Raw genomic sequence first — 15,894 nt, 5'->3', positions numbered from 1 at the left:
TGTCTAAAACCTAATTACTCCTGTCTTGGCGGGAGATCAAGCCGTTTCATTGAAAATCTGATGTTCCACTCGCTAATTTACATATTTTTACATAAAACCCGTTATACTTCTGTCTAAGGCTCCTAGGGGAGGTATTTACGAAGTTCTGCAGTATGCCGAAAAACTGGCGTTGGAAGCTGGTATGTTGCATATCAATGATGATTATGACATCTTTTCAAGCGAACGATTCAAGACATTTTTCAGTCAGTATTCAATAGGTGTCGGGTCCACGGGTAATCTGGGTCTGAGTATCGGTATTATCAGTGCCAAACTCGGTTTCAATGTGTCTGTATATATGTCTATTGATGCAAAGCAATGGAAAAAAGATTTGCTGCGTGAAAAAGGCGCTCAGGTCCTTGAATTTGAGGGGGATTTCAGTGAAGCCATTTCTGCAGGCAGGGAAAAGACTATTGCTGATTCCAAGGGTTATTTTGTCGATGATGAAAATTCCAGACATTTATTTTTAGGATATAGTACAGCTGCGCTAAGGCTGGAAAAACAGCTGAAGCAGGAAAACATTTTAGTAGATGTTGACCATCCATTATTTGTTTATCTCCCTTGCGGTGTCGGTGGGTCGCCAGGTGGTATTACATTTGGACTGAAGCAGGTTTTCGGTGATCATGTTCATTGTTTTTATGCTGAACCGACTCATTCGCCGTCCGTTTTGCTTGGTCTTGCTACCGGGAAAATGGAACATGTCAGTGTACAGGATATTGGGATTGACAATCAGACGGAAGCGGACGGATTAGCTGTCGGCCGGCCATCCCATTTTGCAACAGGCATTAGCAATCAACTGGTGAGCGGGATCTATACAATCGAGGATGATGAATTGTATCGACTGCTGGCACAACTTGCTGACAGTGAAGGGATCTACTTGGAACCGTCAGCAACCGCGGGACTAACCGGCCCTGAACAGATAACCCCATATATCCGGAAGCGTAATATCGATATCAGCAATGCCACACATATCGCCTGGTCAACCGGGGGTTCGCTTGTACCTGAAGAGGATATGCAAATGTTTTATAATAAGGGAAAGCGTTTGAAGTAGAAAGGGTGTTCTTATGAAAGTAGCGCAAAACATGACAGAGCTAATCGGAGAAACACCGATCGTTCAGCTGCACCGTATCATTCCGGAAGATGCGGCTGACGTTTATTTGAAACTGGAATCGTTTAATCCGAGCAAAAGTGTCAAGGACCGGGCAGCGTTCAATATGATCAAGATGGCGGAAGAAGATGGATTGATCAAGCCCGGTGCAACGATTATCGAACCAACGAGCGGCAATACTGGAATTGGCCTTGCAATGAATGCGGCCGCAAAAGGCTACCGGGCCATAATGGTTATGCCGGATAACAGTACACAGGAACGCCGGAATATTTTGCGGGCATATGGTGCAGAAGTAGTATTAACACCCAGTGAGGACAAGATGCCCGGCGCTATCAGAAAAGCGAATGAGTTGAAACAGGACATACCAAACAGTTTTATACCCCAGCAATTCGAAAACCGGGCTAATCCTGATATCCACCGCACAACAACTGCTTTGGAAATTTATGAACAGATGGGCGGGGAGCTGGATGCATTTGTAGCAACTGCCGGAACCGGTGGAACGATCACCGGTACGGGGGAAGTGTTGAAAGAAAAATGGCCGAATTTGTGTATTACAGTTGCTGAGCCAAAGGGATCTCCGGTATTATCCGGTGGGGAACCAGGCTCGCATAAATTAGTTGGCACAAGTCCCGGATTTGTCCCGGATATACTGAATACATCTATTTATGATGACATTTTCCAGATTGACGATAAGGATGCGGTCCATATGTTTAAAACACTTCCGCGGAAGGAAGGCATCTTCATTGGGTTATCAGGTGCTGCAGCAGTGTCTGCAGCTGCAAAAGTAGCCAAACGACTTGGGAAAGGCAAAAAGGTATTATGTATGGCACCTGATACAGGTGAACGATATCTCAGTATGAGCCTATTTGATGAATGAGCAGTTTTGAAAGCTGTTTATTCATCAGCTTTCATTTGAATGCCAATAATAAACCCGAGGCAGCCCCCAATAAAGCCAAACATCTTGCAAGAAGTAACCACCGACAAAAAGAATCATCTGCCAATCAAGCTGTTTCATTTAATATTCGCCTCCTTTTGATTATTCTATTTTCGAACAAACCTGTCTAAGAACTGTACAATCGAGGGCGTCTGTCACATGTTGTTGTAAAGATGCATATTGTATTCCAAAAGTTTGCACTCAGACAGGAGGAGAAACATGTATCCAGGAAATCCATATTTTAAAAACATGTATCCCTATGCTTACCACCCGTATGACGTTTATCCGGACCGCCAAAATTTTCAGTATTCTCATTACCGGCAGCAATCCGTCAGCGGTCAGGCGACATGGACAGAAGGGGGGCAGCTGACTAAATGCGGTATTCCGTGGTCCGATAATTGGTACATGACAGCGGCGGTCGGAGAGAATTCACCGTATCAATGCGGTCAGTTATTGCGCGTCTATTATCCAGTAACCGGCAGATCTATTCTAGTGGAGGTTGTTGATGAGGTACCGGGTTTTCCGGATAATGAAATTAATGTGCACCGAAGGGTATTTGAAACATTAGGAGCAAATCCGCAGGCGGGCGTTATCGACATTCAGTTTTCTTCCGTATCACAAATTGAACAGCAACGGTGGGGACGCTATTTGCTGGAACTGACACAAACAGCATACCCCGAATATCATGTGATGGCGTACAATTTTTTTTATAGATAAAAAAGAGGAATCCGCATCACGGACAAGAGAAACATATGAATATATCCTTCAGTCAGATCACGAAACGATGACCGTCCATGCCAGCGTCGTTTATGATCCCGGAAATAACCGGATTATTTCATTTGATTTCCGTGAAGTTTAAAAATGAATTGCGTGGTGGAATGTGACTGATTTAAAATGTTTGGTTTATTTATTTAGAATTAACTTTGGTTAATTACGGTCATACATTGAAAGAAAGGGATAGATAGCTGGTTATCTATCTTATTTTTTATATTTTAGTTTACATAATATATATTATAGGAACTAAATGAATGATCTATCTCATAATGAAGTATACTTATGATAGTGAGACAAAGCAAATAAAATTACGCCTTTAAATATTTTTGGTCTGAATATCGTATTATCATTTGCTTGTTTCATTGCATGTACGCATGTACTCAAATCCCATCAAGTTTTTTATGTCACATCTGTTTTGCTAAAAAAACAGCCATTAAATTTGGCTGCTTTTTACTATTCCAATTTAACTTTATTCAATGGTTCTTTTGCCGGCCCTTCGATGACCTCACCTGTATAGGTGTATCGCGATCCATGACACGGACAGTCCCATGTCCGGTCACCCGAGTTCCAGTTAACCTCGCAGCCCAGATGTTTGCATGTTGTATCTACAGCATAAAGCTGATTATTCTCATCTTTATAAACACCGGTACGCTGACCGTTTACTCTGGTCACCGTCGCATCATCCGGCTTTAGATCCTTAACTTGACCGTTGGTATATTCCAGTTTTCCCCGGATCATATGTTTGGCGACATCTGCATTCATCCTGGCAAATTTTCGAACGGAAGGATCAGCCTGAAATCGGGATGGTGTGTATAAATCACTATAAGGATTCTCTTTATTAAGAATCCGATCACTGATGATTTTGGCTGCGATTGTACCGTTTGTCATGCCCCACTTGCGATAACCGGTCGCAACAAAGACGTTATCCTCATTCTTCGTAACCGGACCGATATAGGGTAGCTTGTCCATGGTTGTTAAATCCTGGGCTGACCATCTGTAAACAAAATCGGATATGCCAAATTGTTTTTCGGCAAATTGGTGGAGAGCTTCATAATGGTCCATCGTTGATCTCCCCTGCCCTGTTTTGTGATTTTCGCCGCCAATCAACCACAAATCTTCACCATTCATGTTGGCCGACCTGATCGAACGTGTTGGTGATTCAGCGTTAATATACATGCCGCCGGGGAAGTTTTCCGGTGTTTTGACCGCAATGATATAAGAGCGTTCCGGATACATTCGAACCGGATAAAACCCTTGCCCGTCATAAAATGGATAATGGGTTGCTTGAATGACATAGTTGCAGTTAATGCGGTGTTCATCTCTCGTAACAATTGTTGGATGTTTGCTGTATTCAATATCAGTCGCTGTTGTCTGCTCGTATATTTCCAGTCCATTATTGACAGCTTCATCTACAAGAACTTTTAAATACTTTAGTGGATGAAACTGTGCTTGGTTGTTCATTTTCAGTACAGAATTAACCGGAATTTCAAGTGGCATATCGCTTGTTAATTCACCTGGGATATTAAGCTGATCGTATGCTTTTTTTTCCGTTTCCAGCTGGGATACGTAAGCACCTTCATTCGTAAAGATATAAGCATCTTCTTGACGGTAATCACATTCGATATGATGTGTTTCGATGGCATCTTCAATCAACTGTTTGGCATTCATACAGGCTTCATAATATAATGACGTTTTTTCTTCTCCAAAATGCTGTATAAATTCATCATAAATAATACCGTGCTGGGCGGTTATTTTGGCTGTTGTATGACCAGTAACGCCGTTTAAAAGGTTACCGGCATCCATAAGTGTAACCTTCATGCCTTGTTTCGTCAGCAAATAAGCTGCTGTAATACCGGTGATCCCCCCGCCGACGATAGCGACTTCCGTTTTAAGAGATTCGCTTAATTTCGGAAAATCAGGGAGTGACACGGAATCCCGCCAGAATGCTTGCGGAAACTGTGGGACGTTAACAGAATCAGCCATGTTATCAATCCTTCCAAGTTTCATATTTCCTGAAGTTAGTGTCACTCACTGATAAAATTTTATTCCTGTTACCGTTTGCTGTTGGCACAAAAAAATCGGGTATTATCCCGATTTTTAGCATTACTTTAATTCCAACAGTTTATTTTTTAGTTCATCTTCCATTCCCATCAGTTCTTTTTCAGCCTGATTGCGTTTTTCTCTTCCCTCAGTTTGAATTTGCATTGTTTCCTCTATGGTGGTAAGCAAATTTTCCTGAGTTTGTTTCAATGTATCGATATCGACAAGTCCTCGTTCGTTTTCTTTTGCTGTTTCGACAGAGTTGGTTTTAAGCATTTCTGAATTTTTTAAGAGCAGGTCATTCGTTGTTTGGGATACTTGCTTCTGTGCTTCCATAGCATGACGTTGCCGGATAAGTGTAAGGGCGATGGCAATTTGGTTTTTCCAAAGTGGTATTGCGGTCAAAATTGAAGACTGGATTTTTTCGACGAGTGCCTGATTTGTATTTTGGATTAGCCGGATCTGTGGTGCACTTTGAGTGGTGATCTGGCGGCTGAGCTTTAGATCATGCACACGCTTGTCCAGTCGTTCGGCGAATTGCATCATGTCATTGACTTCCTGTACGTCCATCTGGTCACCGGATTCTTCAGCCTTACGTTTCAGATTTGGAATGAGCTGAGCTTCCAATTCTTCTTGTTTCAGCTCTCCCGCTGAAATATAGATGTTCAGTGCATCAAAATACTCTTTATTCTTGTCAAACACTTCCTGCAGCAGGTCATTATCATTTGTCAGCACACTTTTATAATTGTCGAGCTTCACACTAATCCTGTCAATTTGCGCTCCTGTCTTTTGATATCTGGAAAGAATTTCGTTTATTGAGTTTGAAATCCTGCCAAATATACGGGAAAATATGCCTCGTTTTTCCGGTTTCAGTTCTTCCGGGTTGACCTGCTCCAGCTTTTTCATCAAATCTTCTAGGATACTGCCGATTTCCCCTGTATCATTTTTTTGCACATGCTCGAGCATCGAATGGGAGAAATTAAGCAACTTCGATTGAGCTTCTGTGCCATATTGAGTAATCGACTGATAGTTGTTTGGATCAATCTGATCGGCAAGTTGCAATGCTTTTTGCCGGCTTTGTTCAGACAACGTGTCGATCAGTTTTTTTGAACGATCTTTTTCGCTAGTGTCGGTGTCCTGATTCTTCTGTTTACCAAATGGATTGGCGAGCAGGTCGTCCATGTCAGATAGTTGTTTTGATGCGTTTTGTTCAGTCATTTTAATGCCTCACTTTCGCGTTTACGCACGTGTTCAAACGTTTGGTTGGCTACATCCAGTTCAAATTGAAGGGTGTTCATGTCGTCATTCAACATCACATGCAAGTCTTTTTTAATGATTCCATCCATGGAAGTGATGGTTTGACGTGTTTCCTTTAGTGATTCATTCATTTCCCTTGAACGGGATGGCTGTGATCTGAGGTAAGCATATTTTTCCATTAAGGCCACAAGTGAGTCCAGATGTTTATAGTAAAACGGCTCCGCTTGGTAAAAGCGCTGTGGTTCCTTTTTCGTATTGGCATAAATTTTTCGGACCGTTACCAGTATGTCGACGTATTTTTTTGCCTGCTGCCAACTGCGGGCGCTACGTAAGGTCCGTTGCAGGCGTTTTATTTTTAATTTGGCTTCATCGAGATTCTCATTGATATATTTATATTCCTTCCGTGTTAATCCTTTTTGTCTTAAAAATCGCAAATGCATGATCTGTTTCGTGAAAAAATAACCTGTACTTCCCCCAATAAGAGCGTACAAGCCTGACATCAAGAAAGCGGCATCAAAGGCGAAAAAACTGACCACGCCTGTCAGGATAGCTGTTGGGGCAGCAATGGCTGTCTGTAATATAAATAGAAAAAATCGTCGCATAGTCGTCAGCTCCCATTATTTCTGAAAAAAACACAGTGTTTACAGTATCAATACGTATACAATCAGCAAAAAGTTTCATAATTCTATTTTAAATGCGTTTGTTTTATTTGCCAATCACATAAGCTTAAATATCCTAAAATGGTTACAGATTCAAAAAAGAACCGAAAGCAATAATGATTTGCTTTCGGTTCTTTTAAAAGATAAGAAAGTATAAAATTTTTGGCTATATGAAGTTCTTTGTCAGCAATTGCCATGTCCAACTCCAGGCCTACCCCCTCGAGGTCTAAAGCTTTTCGGGGGGACCAAGGCGCCCTGCGCTTTTCCTATTGAAATATCAGCTGCTTTTATTTTTATATTGTGCTCTTGAGCGATATTGCTGCGGTGCACGTGTTGGATATGCCACGGGAATACTATAAAAATGCACCAGCCGGGTAAATGGTATCGAACCAAAGAGTCCAAAACCGAGCAACGTATGCAACTTAAAGATAAATGGTATACTCGTCATCAGTTGATACTGCGGACTTAAAACGAATAAGCTTCTGAACCATGGTCCGATAGCTGACCGATAGTCAAACTCCTCTGGTGTAAAATTTCCAAACATGGTGATATACGTCCCAATACCTGCAATAATCAGAAGTGCGATGACAGAGTAGAAATCTGCAAATGTGGCATGAACCCGAACAGGATTAAACACTATTTTACGAATCAGTAAAATAATTAACCCGACAACCATCATTAAGCCAGCCAGCGAACCACCATAAACAGCACCCAAATGGTATAAATGATTAGAAATACCCAGTGCATCATAAAATCCCATTGGAACGACAATTCCCATTAAATGACCGATAAATGCGAAAATGACCCCCCAGTGAAACAAGGGTGAACCAAACCGCAGCCATTTTTTCTCAAAGAATTCTGTTGATGGCGCAGCCCACGTCAATTGACGAAATGCAAAGCGATATAATAAGCCAAACACCATAATAATTAAGCATGCATAAGGGAAAATAACCCACCAGAAAACGTCACCCACACGCTACCCCTCCTTTTTTGGGTAAGGAATAATCAGTGGAAGGCTGTCCCTTGACCACTGAAATGCTTCCCTTACCCGTACATAATCGGGTACGGTAATTCCTCTAAATCCGCTTCTTCCCGATCAAATTCCAGTCTATCAATTTCCTGTTTGGTTGGTTGTGGAAATACACTTTCCATTAAAAGCTGCAAAAAGTTGAAATACGGGTTCTCATCGGGCAGATTGTTCATGATTCGCTGAACGGCAACAGCGAGACGCCGCGTTAACCGTTCGTTGTCCTGACTTTCAGGCGCAACAGCCAAAAATTCAAACAGCATTGGAATGTAATCGGCCAAATCATCGTCGGTTCGCTCATACCCGGCCTGATTGATGATCTTTTGCAATTTAATCAGAGCGGCGCCTCTTTTGTTACTGTCACCAAGTTCATGAGCAGTTAGGTATAAACCATTTTTGGCCCTGAGGTCAAAAGTCGAAACATAGAGTTTCCTTAAGTCTTCACGTGTGAAGAGGTTAAAGGTTGTTACGATGGTCTTAAGCTTACTGCTGAATCCGGCAGATGGTACATTTTCGTCAATGCAGACGTTAATATCTTTTAGGTCGCTTTTAAAATCATCAGACGGGTATGCCAGCAATCGAGAACCAATGACGAGCAGCGTGCGGTTTTGGCTGTCCATTAGCTATTCCCTCCGATAAGGGATGCCATACCTTCCGGCGGTGCCAGATCCTCAAGACTGCATGCTCCCTGCGCATAATAAAGGTCATCATCCATTTCTCTTCTTCCGGTGGGAATAACGAATCGTTCATTATATTTGGCAATTCCTAATAAACGTGCCATGTCTTCCAGTTCCTCAGGTGTTGTATTCGCTTCTTTCAGCAATTCACTTTGTCTGAACGCATCAATACCACCGACTGTTTTTCCACGCATATGCACCCGCATGGCTGTTAATTTAAGCAGCACTCTGCGAATGAGTTTTGTATCATCGGCTGCCAGAATGGACGCGAGATATTCCACCGGGATCCGCATTTGATCCACCGCCGGGATATAGCCATCAGTGCTTAAATCATCTTCATTTGTAATATGGTTCATGATGGGACTCAGCGGTGGCACGTACCAGACCATCGGCAATGTACGGTATTCTGGATGCAACGGGAGTGCTATTTTCCATTTCATAGCCATTTTGTAGACCGGTGAATTTTGCGCACTTTCAATCCATTCATCATTAATGCCTGCTTTCTTTGCTGCTTCAATTACTTCAGGGTCAAATGGATCCTGGAAAACAGAAAGCTGTGATTCGTACAGGTCTTGTGGATCTTCGACAGATGCCGCTTCCTTAACTTTATCGGCGTCGTATAATACTACGCCGATATAACGGATGCGTCCGACACACGTTTCGGAACAGATTGTTGGCAGCCCCGCTTCAGTCCTTGGGTAGCAGAAATTACATTTTTCGGCTTTATGTGTGTTCCAGTTATAATAGACTTTATGATATGGACATCCGCTCATGCAGAAGCGCCACCCTCGACATGCTTCCTGATCAACCAGAACAATGCCATCTTCATCACGCTTATATAATGCCCCTGAAGGACAGGATGCAACACATGATGGATTCAGGCAGTGTTCACAGATTCTTGGCAAATACATCATGAATGTTTTCTCATATTCCATCGAAATGTGATCCTGGAGCTTTTCGACAGTCGGATCCTGTGATACCGTTTCAGTTCCGCCAGCCAGGTCATCATCCCAGTTGGAGCCCCACTCCGGTTTGTCGATATATTCCCCTGTAATAACAGATTGAGGTCTTGCTACCGGCAGATGTTCACCTTTAGGGCTGTCAATCAAATTTTGATAGTTATAGGTCCATGGCTCATAATAATCATCCATGGTTGCCATATCCGGGTTGTAAAAAATATTCATCAACTTGGAAATGGGTCCGCCCGCTTTTAGCTGCAACTTTCCGTTTTTTAGCGTCCATCCCCCTTTAAAACGTTCCGTATCCTCCCAGCGTTTCGGGTAACCGGTGCCGGGACGGGTCTCGACATTATTAAACCACATATATTCGGTTCCAGGGCGATTCGTCCATGTGTTTTTACACGTTACAGAACATGTGTGACAACCGATACATTTGTCTAAATGCATTACCATTGCGACCTGTGCTTTAATTTTCAAGCCAATCAACCTCCTTCAAAGCTCTGATAACGGCTATTGTATCCCGTTGATGACCAGTAGGCCCGTAGTAGTTGAACCCATAGCTTAATTGTGAGTACCCGCCGACCATATGCGTTCCTTTCAGCGTTACCCGCGTAACACTATTGTGGGTTCCGCCGCGTTTGTTGCGGTTTCCGCCAAGCTGCTTGTTAATGGTAGTTGCCGGTACACCTAATGTCCTGTCCTGAGCGTGGTACATATAAGCCATTCCTTTTGGTATCCTATAGGTCACGACAACTCTTGCTGCGATGGCACCGTTACGGTTGTAGACCTCAACAAAATCGTTATCCTTCAGATCGATGGAAGCAGCATCTTCTTCGTTCATCCAGATAGTCTGCCATCCTCTAAACAATGTCGACATATGGGTTGTATCCGTAAACATTGTGTGAATGCCCCATTTTTGGTGTGGCGTCAGATATCTGACCGTAATCGATTTGTTTTCGTTTTCTTCCACGCCCTCCTCTTTCTTCAGGAATGGTCCATAGCGTAAAGGCGGCAAATACAGCGGGAGCCCTTCCCCATAGTCAAGCATCACCTCATGATCGAGATAAAAACTTTGCCGTCCGGTTAATGTGCGCCACGGAATATTATACTCGGTATTGACGGTGAATGGCGAATAGCGTCGGTGATCCTTCTCAAGTCCGCTCCATACCGGCGTTGAAATGGCATTGCGCGGTTGAATACTTAAGTCTCGTAAGGTATGATCTTCCTCTGCCCGAGGTTTTGCGATCTCCTCCAATTTTTGGCCGGTTTTAGCTTCAAGTGACTTCCATCCGGCAACAGCTCGTTTGCCGTTGGTAGCACCAGACATGGACAGAATGGCATTGATGGCCTGAACATCCGTATATAAATCCGGATTCCCTTTTCCGATTCCTTCCCGTTTTGATTTTCCGAGTCGCTTCTCCAGGTCTTCGTATACTTCTTCACCTGGAATGATGACACCTTTTCCGCCGTAACCTTTTTTGATCAAAGGCCCTATTGTCGTCATTTTTTGATAAAGATTCGGATAATCACGTTCCACAATCTTCATGTTTGGCATTGTTTTGCCTGGTATGGCTTCCACTTCACCTTTCCGCCAGTCCTTAACTTTCCCAAGTGATTGGGCTATCTCCCCTGGCGTGTCGTGTCCAAGCGGGGATGCAACAAGTTCCTCGGTTGCCGGCAGATGTTTGTCGGCAAGATCTGAAAACACTTTACTGATTTCCCGGAACGTATTCCAGTCACTTTTAGCTTCCCATGGAGGTGTAATGGCCGCGTTGAACGGGTGTACAAATGGATGCAAGTCCGTACTGCTGATATCAAATTTTTCGTACCATGTTGCAGCCGGCAGCACAATATCGGAAAACAGGCCTGAACTTGTCATGCGGAAATCCACACTGACTAGTAAATCAGCTTTTCCGGTTGGTGCTTCCCCCTCTGTTTTAACAGTTTCCGGCTGCCATGAATTCTCCGGTTCAGCCAGTACTTGATTATCGCCACCAACCAGATGTTTCACGAAAAATTCATGTCCTTTTCCACTGTCCCCCAGCAGGTTGGATCGCCAATTAAAAAATACTCTCGGGAAGTTTCGTGGATCGTCCGGATTTTCTATGGCCCAATCGATTTTCTCGTTTTTGATCCTGCTGACAATATCATTGATGATTTCCTGCTCAGACTGTGCGCCCCGCTCACGGCTTTCTTTCACGAGATCAATCGAGTTTTGTGAAAACTGCGGATACGAAGGGAGCCAGCCGAGCCTTGCTGATAACGCGTTCAAATCAGCTGGGTGCATCGAATTATACTTGCCTCCCCATTCCGTTCTCTCATTGTCATCAGGCAATGCTTCGTAACGGTACTGGTCAGTAACAAAATAGAAATACGATGTACCGTTCTGATGCCGGGGCGCTTTTTGCCAGTCACCGGCAAAGGCGACTTGCTGCCAGCCTTCCTGAGGTCTGACTTTTTCCTGACCGACATAATGCGCCCAGCCTCCACCGTTAACACCTTGTGAACCTGTTAACAAGACCAGATTCAAAATAGCCCGGTAAATTTGATCACTGTGGAACCAATGATTCGTCCCGCCACCAAGTGCGATCATTGATTTACCTTTGGTGCGCTCTGCATTGTCTGCAAATTCTTTGGCAACTTTAATTACATGGTTCCTATTAACTCCGGTAATCGATTCCTGCCAGGCAGGCGTGTATGGTTTCGGATCATCATAGTCTGTCGGGTAGTCGCCAGGCAGGTTCCGATCAACACCGGTATGGGCCATCATTAAGTCATAGACCGTTGTCACTTTAAGCATATGCCCATCTTTGTCTTGAATGGTTTTTACCGGTACACCGCGTTTGACAAGGTCTCCGTCTTTTTCGGCAAAGTAAGGGAAGCTGACCATTACGGTCTCATCGGATTTGTCGATGAAACTTAGCTCCGGTTCGATCAGACCGCCATCCTTTTTATCCAGTTGCAGGTTCCATTTGCTTCCGCCATCCCAGCGGAAGCCCAAACTGCCATTCGGTGTTTCCAGCTGATCTGTTACAGCATCCCATACCAAGGTTTTCCATTCTCCCAGTTCATGTGCGTCAGTTATGTCGGATGCACGGAGAAAACGGTCGCTGCGATAATCACCGTTTTGTCCATCTATCGTAACCAGGTATGGCAAATCGGTATATTTTTTGGTATAAGCATTGAAATAAGGCGTTTCTTTGTTGACATAAAATTCTTTTAAAATCACATGTGTCATGGCCATCGCCAGTGCTGCGTCTGTTCCTGCTTTTGCCGGCAGCCACATATCAGCAAACTTTTCATATTCGGCATAGTCCGGACTGACACCGACAACCTTTGTGCCATTATATCTAGCTTCCACCATGAAATGGGCATCCGGTGTCCGTGTCTGCGGCAGGTTGGTACCCCAAATAATAAAGTATTTGGAGTTATACCAGTCGGCACTTTCCGGGACGTCAGTCTGTTCACCCCATACTTGTGGAGATGCAGGCGGTAAATCAGCATACCAGTCATAAAAACTTAAAATCGTCCCACCGATTAAGGACAGAAAGCGGGTTCCTGCTGCATAACTAACCATCGACATGGCTGGGATAGGACTGAAGCCTGCGACACGATCAGGACCGTACTTTTTAATTGTTTGAATGCTGGCGCTTGCGATCATTTCACACATATCCTGCCAGGTTGCCCGAACAAAACCACCCTTCCCGCGGGCACTTACATATTTATCACGTTTCACTGGATCACTGACGATATTAGCCCATGCTTCGACAGCATCCGAACTTTTTTGCCGTTCTTCTTTCCATAATTCATATAAATCACTTCGTATATACGGATATTTTACTCTGATGGGACTATACGTGTACCAGGAAAAACTTGCCCCTCTTGGACATCCGCGCGGCTCATATTCCGGAAAGTCATCACCGGTACTTGGATAATCGGTCTGCTGTGTTTCGGAGGTGATAATGCCATCCTTCACATAAATCTTCCAGCTGCACGAACCTGTGCAGTTCACACCGTGTGTTGAACGGACAACTTTATCATGCTGCCATCTTCTACGGTATATGTCCTCTGCATCACGCGGACGCGGACTTTCTTCAGTCCAGCCGTCATTAAGCCGGTTTCCCGGTTTAAGGTGCCGTAATTTCTCAAAAAGTTTATTTTTATTTTTCTCCATCTGCCCCACCTCCCTTATACTGTGCTTCAATTGGGTTAAAACGGTCGCCTAATATCCGGAAACTTCCTTCTCCTTCTTCAAGTTCCTCCAGAAATATTTTCAAACTCGGAACATTGGACGCTACCAATATTAGGCGCTCCAATGTTTCATATGCTTTAATATCGTAAATGGATTCTATTATTTTCGGAGGGATTTCGCCAAAACGCATTTTTAAAATGGAAAGCAAATCTTCCCGGTCCTGGACGGTATTGGCTTCATCTTCAAATAAAAACAAATTGATACACTCCTCTCGTTTGGAAGTTACTTCGGACGCATCATTTTATAGTAATCGGCAATCATAACTTCCTTACAGGCAGTTCCGATTTTTTCTGTGAATTCAGGCAGCCCGTCATATGAATTTTCAATTGCTTCATTTGAAAAATAGTGTGACTCCTTATGTGTAAAACCATCTCCAAAGTAAATGATGGCTTCAAATCCCGAATGATCCTCCAATACCCGTGCCTGAATATCGTATTGGTGAATGTTGTGATGTTCATCCAGTTTTTCGGTTAGCTCGTTGTACAAGTCTGGTAAAATGATACGCATCGGGTGTTCCGGTTTGGATGATGTTTGTTCAAAGCTCAATCATTTCACCTCCAGTTTGATATGTGTCAGTTAATGATCGTGGTCAGGAAGTACGTCCATTTCTTTTTCGTTATGGAGTTCGTCAACAATAATTAAGGATTGAAAACGCTGTATGGTCGCATCGTTAATCCCTTTTTCCGGAAGTTCCTGTTTAATGTCATCGACGATTAAACGCAATAAATCATGATCCCGTGTCAAAGCGACAATATCATCTTTAATTTCCGGGTTTTCCTCAACCAAATCCTTATATAACCCTTCTTCTTCTGCATCGGCATGTGCTAATGTTCTTGTTTCCCATTGTTCAATAACAACATACGCCAGTTCCAATGCCTTTTCCTTTTGGTTATCCTGATAAAGTTTGTCGAGCATGTTCGTCAACTCGATGGCTTCATTTAATGCTGCATCATGAATGGCGGTATGACTATCGACATGTTTGAGTGCAGGACCGGACATTTCGATTCACCTCACTGTGTTTGTTTTGTAATGAATATAATCATTTGATTTGTTTTCTGTTATTGACTTCAGGATATCATCCATTTATACGAGGGACAATTGATGTCGAAGAAAATTTCTATTTATGTGATAATTATCACGGAATTCCAGTAACAGTATTGTCGAAAAGAATTTATTGAAGAATAAGCTTAATCGTTTGGTGGGCAGTAAAATCGGATGGTTTTCGTTATGCAATGGACGGATATACAATATAGTAGGAAAGGAGACGGTAAATATGCTGGCACATGTCATTGTAAGTGGACGCGTACAAGGCGTCGGTTTCAGATTTTCCACTCAGCAACAGGCTGGCCACTATCATTTAAATGGATGGGTTCAAAACAAGTCTGATGGTACAGTTGAATTGGAAGTTGAAGGTAGAGACAGACAGGTTCATACATTTCTAAATGAGTTGAAGAAAGGATTCAGTCCGTCTATTAAGGTGACAGATATGCAGGTGGACACGCAACAGGATGAAAAAGGTTACAGCGGTTTTTCCATAAAGTGATCCTTCAATCGTGTGGTGTGCTTTCCTGCGATAAATGGATGATGCAGGATAAAGTAAAAGCCGCTATCATCAGTGATAGCGGCTTTTATTTCGGATAGGGGCATGAATTTCAGCACTTTCCTTTTTTAAAAGATAAGAAAGTATAAAATTTTTGGCTATATGAAGCTTTTTGTCAGCAATAGCCATGTCCAGCTCCAGCGCCTGCCCCCTCGAGGTCTTAAGCCATCATTTTACGTGGCAAAAACCGCCACTATAAATGCTAGCTTAAGCTTTTCGGTGGTGAACAAGGCGCCCTGCTCCTTTCTTATCTAACCTTCTTCAAAAAACTTGGCGTTCAAGCCAATGAACTTTTCTTCCTCTTCTGGCACCTCATCTTCCATATATATGGCTTCGACTGGGCAAACTGCTTCACATGCGCCACAGTCGATACAAATATCGGGATCGATATAAAACATGTCCTTGCCTTCTTCTATACAGTCAACAGGACAAACTTCGACACATTCTCCTGATTTTTCATTTATACAAGGTGATGTTATAACAAAAGCCACGTAAATCTCCTCCTTCAAGAATAAAGCCACACAATCCTATTCATTATACTACAAAATATTATCCTCTGTTTCAAGCGAGA

Annotated in this window: 15 protein-coding genes and 1 pseudogene; 4 read left to right on the top strand and 12 right to left on the bottom strand. The window is 43.2% G+C overall.

The window, feature by feature from the left end:
* Window positions 1–124: 124 nt before the first annotated feature.
* From E4U82_RS05820 to E4U82_RS05810, 3 genes and pseudogenes are all read left to right on the top strand, one after another.
* A pseudogene (locus E4U82_RS05820) lies at window positions 125–1,087 on the top strand (D-serine ammonia-lyase); the annotation flags it as partial.
* 13 nt (window positions 1,088–1,100) lie between these two features.
* A complete protein-coding gene (gene cysK, locus E4U82_RS05815) occupies window positions 1,101–2,021 on the top strand; it encodes a cysteine synthase A (RefSeq protein WP_135109128.1) in 921 nt (306 codons plus the stop codon).
* 276 nt (window positions 2,022–2,297) lie between these two features.
* Window positions 2,298–2,795: an RlpA-like double-psi beta-barrel domain-containing protein gene (locus tag E4U82_RS05810; RefSeq protein WP_245183526.1), complete on the top strand. Its 498-nt coding sequence runs from the start codon at window positions 2,298–2,300 to the stop codon at window positions 2,793–2,795.
* Window positions 2,796–3,305: 510 nt separating this feature from the next.
* Here the strand turns inward: E4U82_RS05810 and E4U82_RS05805 are convergent.
* The 11 genes from E4U82_RS05805 to E4U82_RS05760 all read right to left on the bottom strand — a co-directional run bounded on the left by E4U82_RS05805 (window position 3,306) and on the right by E4U82_RS05760 (window position 14,722).
* Window positions 3,306–4,835 carry an FAD-dependent oxidoreductase gene (locus E4U82_RS05805; protein ID WP_135109127.1) on the bottom strand — a complete coding sequence of 510 codons (1,530 nt, stop codon included), beginning with the start codon at window positions 4,833–4,835 and terminating at the stop codon, window positions 3,306–3,308.
* Window positions 4,836–4,955: 120 nt separating this feature from the next.
* Window positions 4,956–6,110 (bottom strand): toxic anion resistance protein, encoded by a 1,155-nt coding sequence (locus E4U82_RS05800; protein WP_135109126.1) that lies wholly within the window; start codon window positions 6,108–6,110, stop codon window positions 4,956–4,958.
* Window positions 6,107–6,751 carry a 5-bromo-4-chloroindolyl phosphate hydrolysis family protein gene (locus tag E4U82_RS05795; RefSeq protein WP_135109125.1) on the bottom strand — a complete coding sequence of 215 codons (645 nt, stop codon included), beginning with the start codon at window positions 6,749–6,751 and terminating at the stop codon, window positions 6,107–6,109. The genes E4U82_RS05800 and E4U82_RS05795 overlap by 4 nt, the downstream gene beginning before the upstream one ends.
* Window positions 6,752–6,834: 83 nt before the next feature.
* The gene (locus E4U82_RS19805) at window positions 6,835–7,005 is read right to left on the bottom strand and encodes a hypothetical protein (protein WP_167751337.1); all 171 of its coding nucleotides are present in this window, start codon (window positions 7,003–7,005) and stop codon (window positions 6,835–6,837) included.
* An 80-nt stretch (window positions 7,006–7,085) separates the two neighbouring features.
* Window positions 7,086–7,781, bottom strand: coding sequence for a respiratory nitrate reductase subunit gamma (narI, locus tag E4U82_RS05790; protein ID WP_135109124.1), 696 nt, complete (start codon window positions 7,779–7,781; stop codon window positions 7,086–7,088).
* A gap of 71 nt (window positions 7,782–7,852) precedes the next feature.
* The gene (narJ, locus tag E4U82_RS05785) at window positions 7,853–8,455 is read right to left on the bottom strand and encodes a nitrate reductase molybdenum cofactor assembly chaperone (RefSeq protein ID WP_135109123.1); all 603 of its coding nucleotides are present in this window, start codon (window positions 8,453–8,455) and stop codon (window positions 7,853–7,855) included.
* Window positions 8,455–9,948, bottom strand: coding sequence for a nitrate reductase subunit beta (gene narH, locus E4U82_RS05780; protein ID WP_135109122.1), 1,494 nt, complete (start codon window positions 9,946–9,948; stop codon window positions 8,455–8,457). Before narH ends, narJ begins: the two co-directional genes overlap by 1 nt.
* The gene (locus E4U82_RS05775) at window positions 9,938–13,645 is read right to left on the bottom strand and encodes a nitrate reductase subunit alpha (protein WP_135109121.1); all 3,708 of its coding nucleotides are present in this window, start codon (window positions 13,643–13,645) and stop codon (window positions 9,938–9,940) included. Before E4U82_RS05775 ends, narH begins: the two co-directional genes overlap by 11 nt.
* Complete coding sequence (locus E4U82_RS05770) at window positions 13,632–13,919, bottom strand: hypothetical protein (protein ID WP_135109120.1); 288 nt, start codon at window positions 13,917–13,919, stop codon at window positions 13,632–13,634. Before E4U82_RS05770 ends, E4U82_RS05775 begins: the two co-directional genes overlap by 14 nt.
* 26 nt (window positions 13,920–13,945) lie before the next feature.
* Window positions 13,946–14,269: a hypothetical protein gene (locus E4U82_RS05765; protein WP_135109119.1), complete on the bottom strand. Its 324-nt coding sequence runs from the start codon at window positions 14,267–14,269 to the stop codon at window positions 13,946–13,948.
* A gap of 30 nt (window positions 14,270–14,299) precedes the next feature.
* Window positions 14,300–14,722 carry a hemerythrin domain-containing protein gene (locus E4U82_RS05760; protein WP_135109118.1) on the bottom strand — a complete coding sequence of 141 codons (423 nt, stop codon included), beginning with the start codon at window positions 14,720–14,722 and terminating at the stop codon, window positions 14,300–14,302.
* Between the two features lie 274 nt (window positions 14,723–14,996).
* Between E4U82_RS05760 and E4U82_RS05755 the strand changes: the two genes are divergently transcribed.
* Complete coding sequence (locus E4U82_RS05755) at window positions 14,997–15,266, top strand: acylphosphatase (protein WP_135109117.1); 270 nt, start codon at window positions 14,997–14,999, stop codon at window positions 15,264–15,266.
* Window positions 15,267–15,574: 308 nt separating this feature from the next.
* Here E4U82_RS05755 and E4U82_RS05750 read toward each other — a convergent pair whose 3' ends face one another.
* Window positions 15,575–15,814 carry a DUF362 domain-containing protein gene (locus E4U82_RS05750; RefSeq protein WP_135109116.1) on the bottom strand — a complete coding sequence of 80 codons (240 nt, stop codon included), beginning with the start codon at window positions 15,812–15,814 and terminating at the stop codon, window positions 15,575–15,577.
* Window positions 15,815–15,894 lie beyond the last annotated feature (80 nt).

Origin of the sequence: Lentibacillus salicampi (genome assembly GCF_004565465.1) — a bacterium.
GTDB classification, from domain to species: domain Bacteria; phylum Bacillota; class Bacilli; order Bacillales; family Amphibacillaceae; genus Lentibacillus; species Lentibacillus salicampi.
Note: the sequence above shows the minus strand (reverse complement) of the source record. Positions and strands in the feature narration are given on the sequence as shown.

Coding starts and splice junctions, on each gene's coding strand:
- E4U82_RS05805 (WP_135109127.1), bottom strand. CDS start 4,835: ATGGCTGATTCTGTTAACGTCCCACAGTTTCCGCAAGCATTCTGGCGG.
- E4U82_RS19805 (WP_167751337.1), bottom strand. CDS start 7,005: ATGGCAATTGCTGACAAAGAACTTCATATAGCCAAAAATTTTATACTT.
- narJ (WP_135109123.1), bottom strand. CDS start 8,455: ATGGACAGCCAAAACCGCACGCTGCTCGTCATTGGTTCTCGATTGCTG.
- E4U82_RS05810 (WP_245183526.1), top strand. CDS start 2,298: ATGTATCCAGGAAATCCATATTTTAAAAACATGTATCCCTATGCTTAC.
- cysK (WP_135109128.1), top strand. CDS start 1,101: ATGAAAGTAGCGCAAAACATGACAGAGCTAATCGGAGAAACACCGATC.
- E4U82_RS05755 (WP_135109117.1), top strand. CDS start 14,997: ATGCTGGCACATGTCATTGTAAGTGGACGCGTACAAGGCGTCGGTTTC.
- E4U82_RS05775 (WP_135109121.1), bottom strand. CDS start 13,645: ATGGAGAAAAATAAAAATAAACTTTTTGAGAAATTACGGCACCTTAAA.
- E4U82_RS05800 (WP_135109126.1), bottom strand. CDS start 6,110: ATGACTGAACAAAACGCATCAAAACAACTATCTGACATGGACGACCTG.
- E4U82_RS05760 (WP_135109118.1), bottom strand. CDS start 14,722: ATGTCCGGTCCTGCACTCAAACATGTCGATAGTCATACCGCCATTCAT.
- E4U82_RS05795 (WP_135109125.1), bottom strand. CDS start 6,751: ATGCGACGATTTTTTCTATTTATATTACAGACAGCCATTGCTGCCCCA.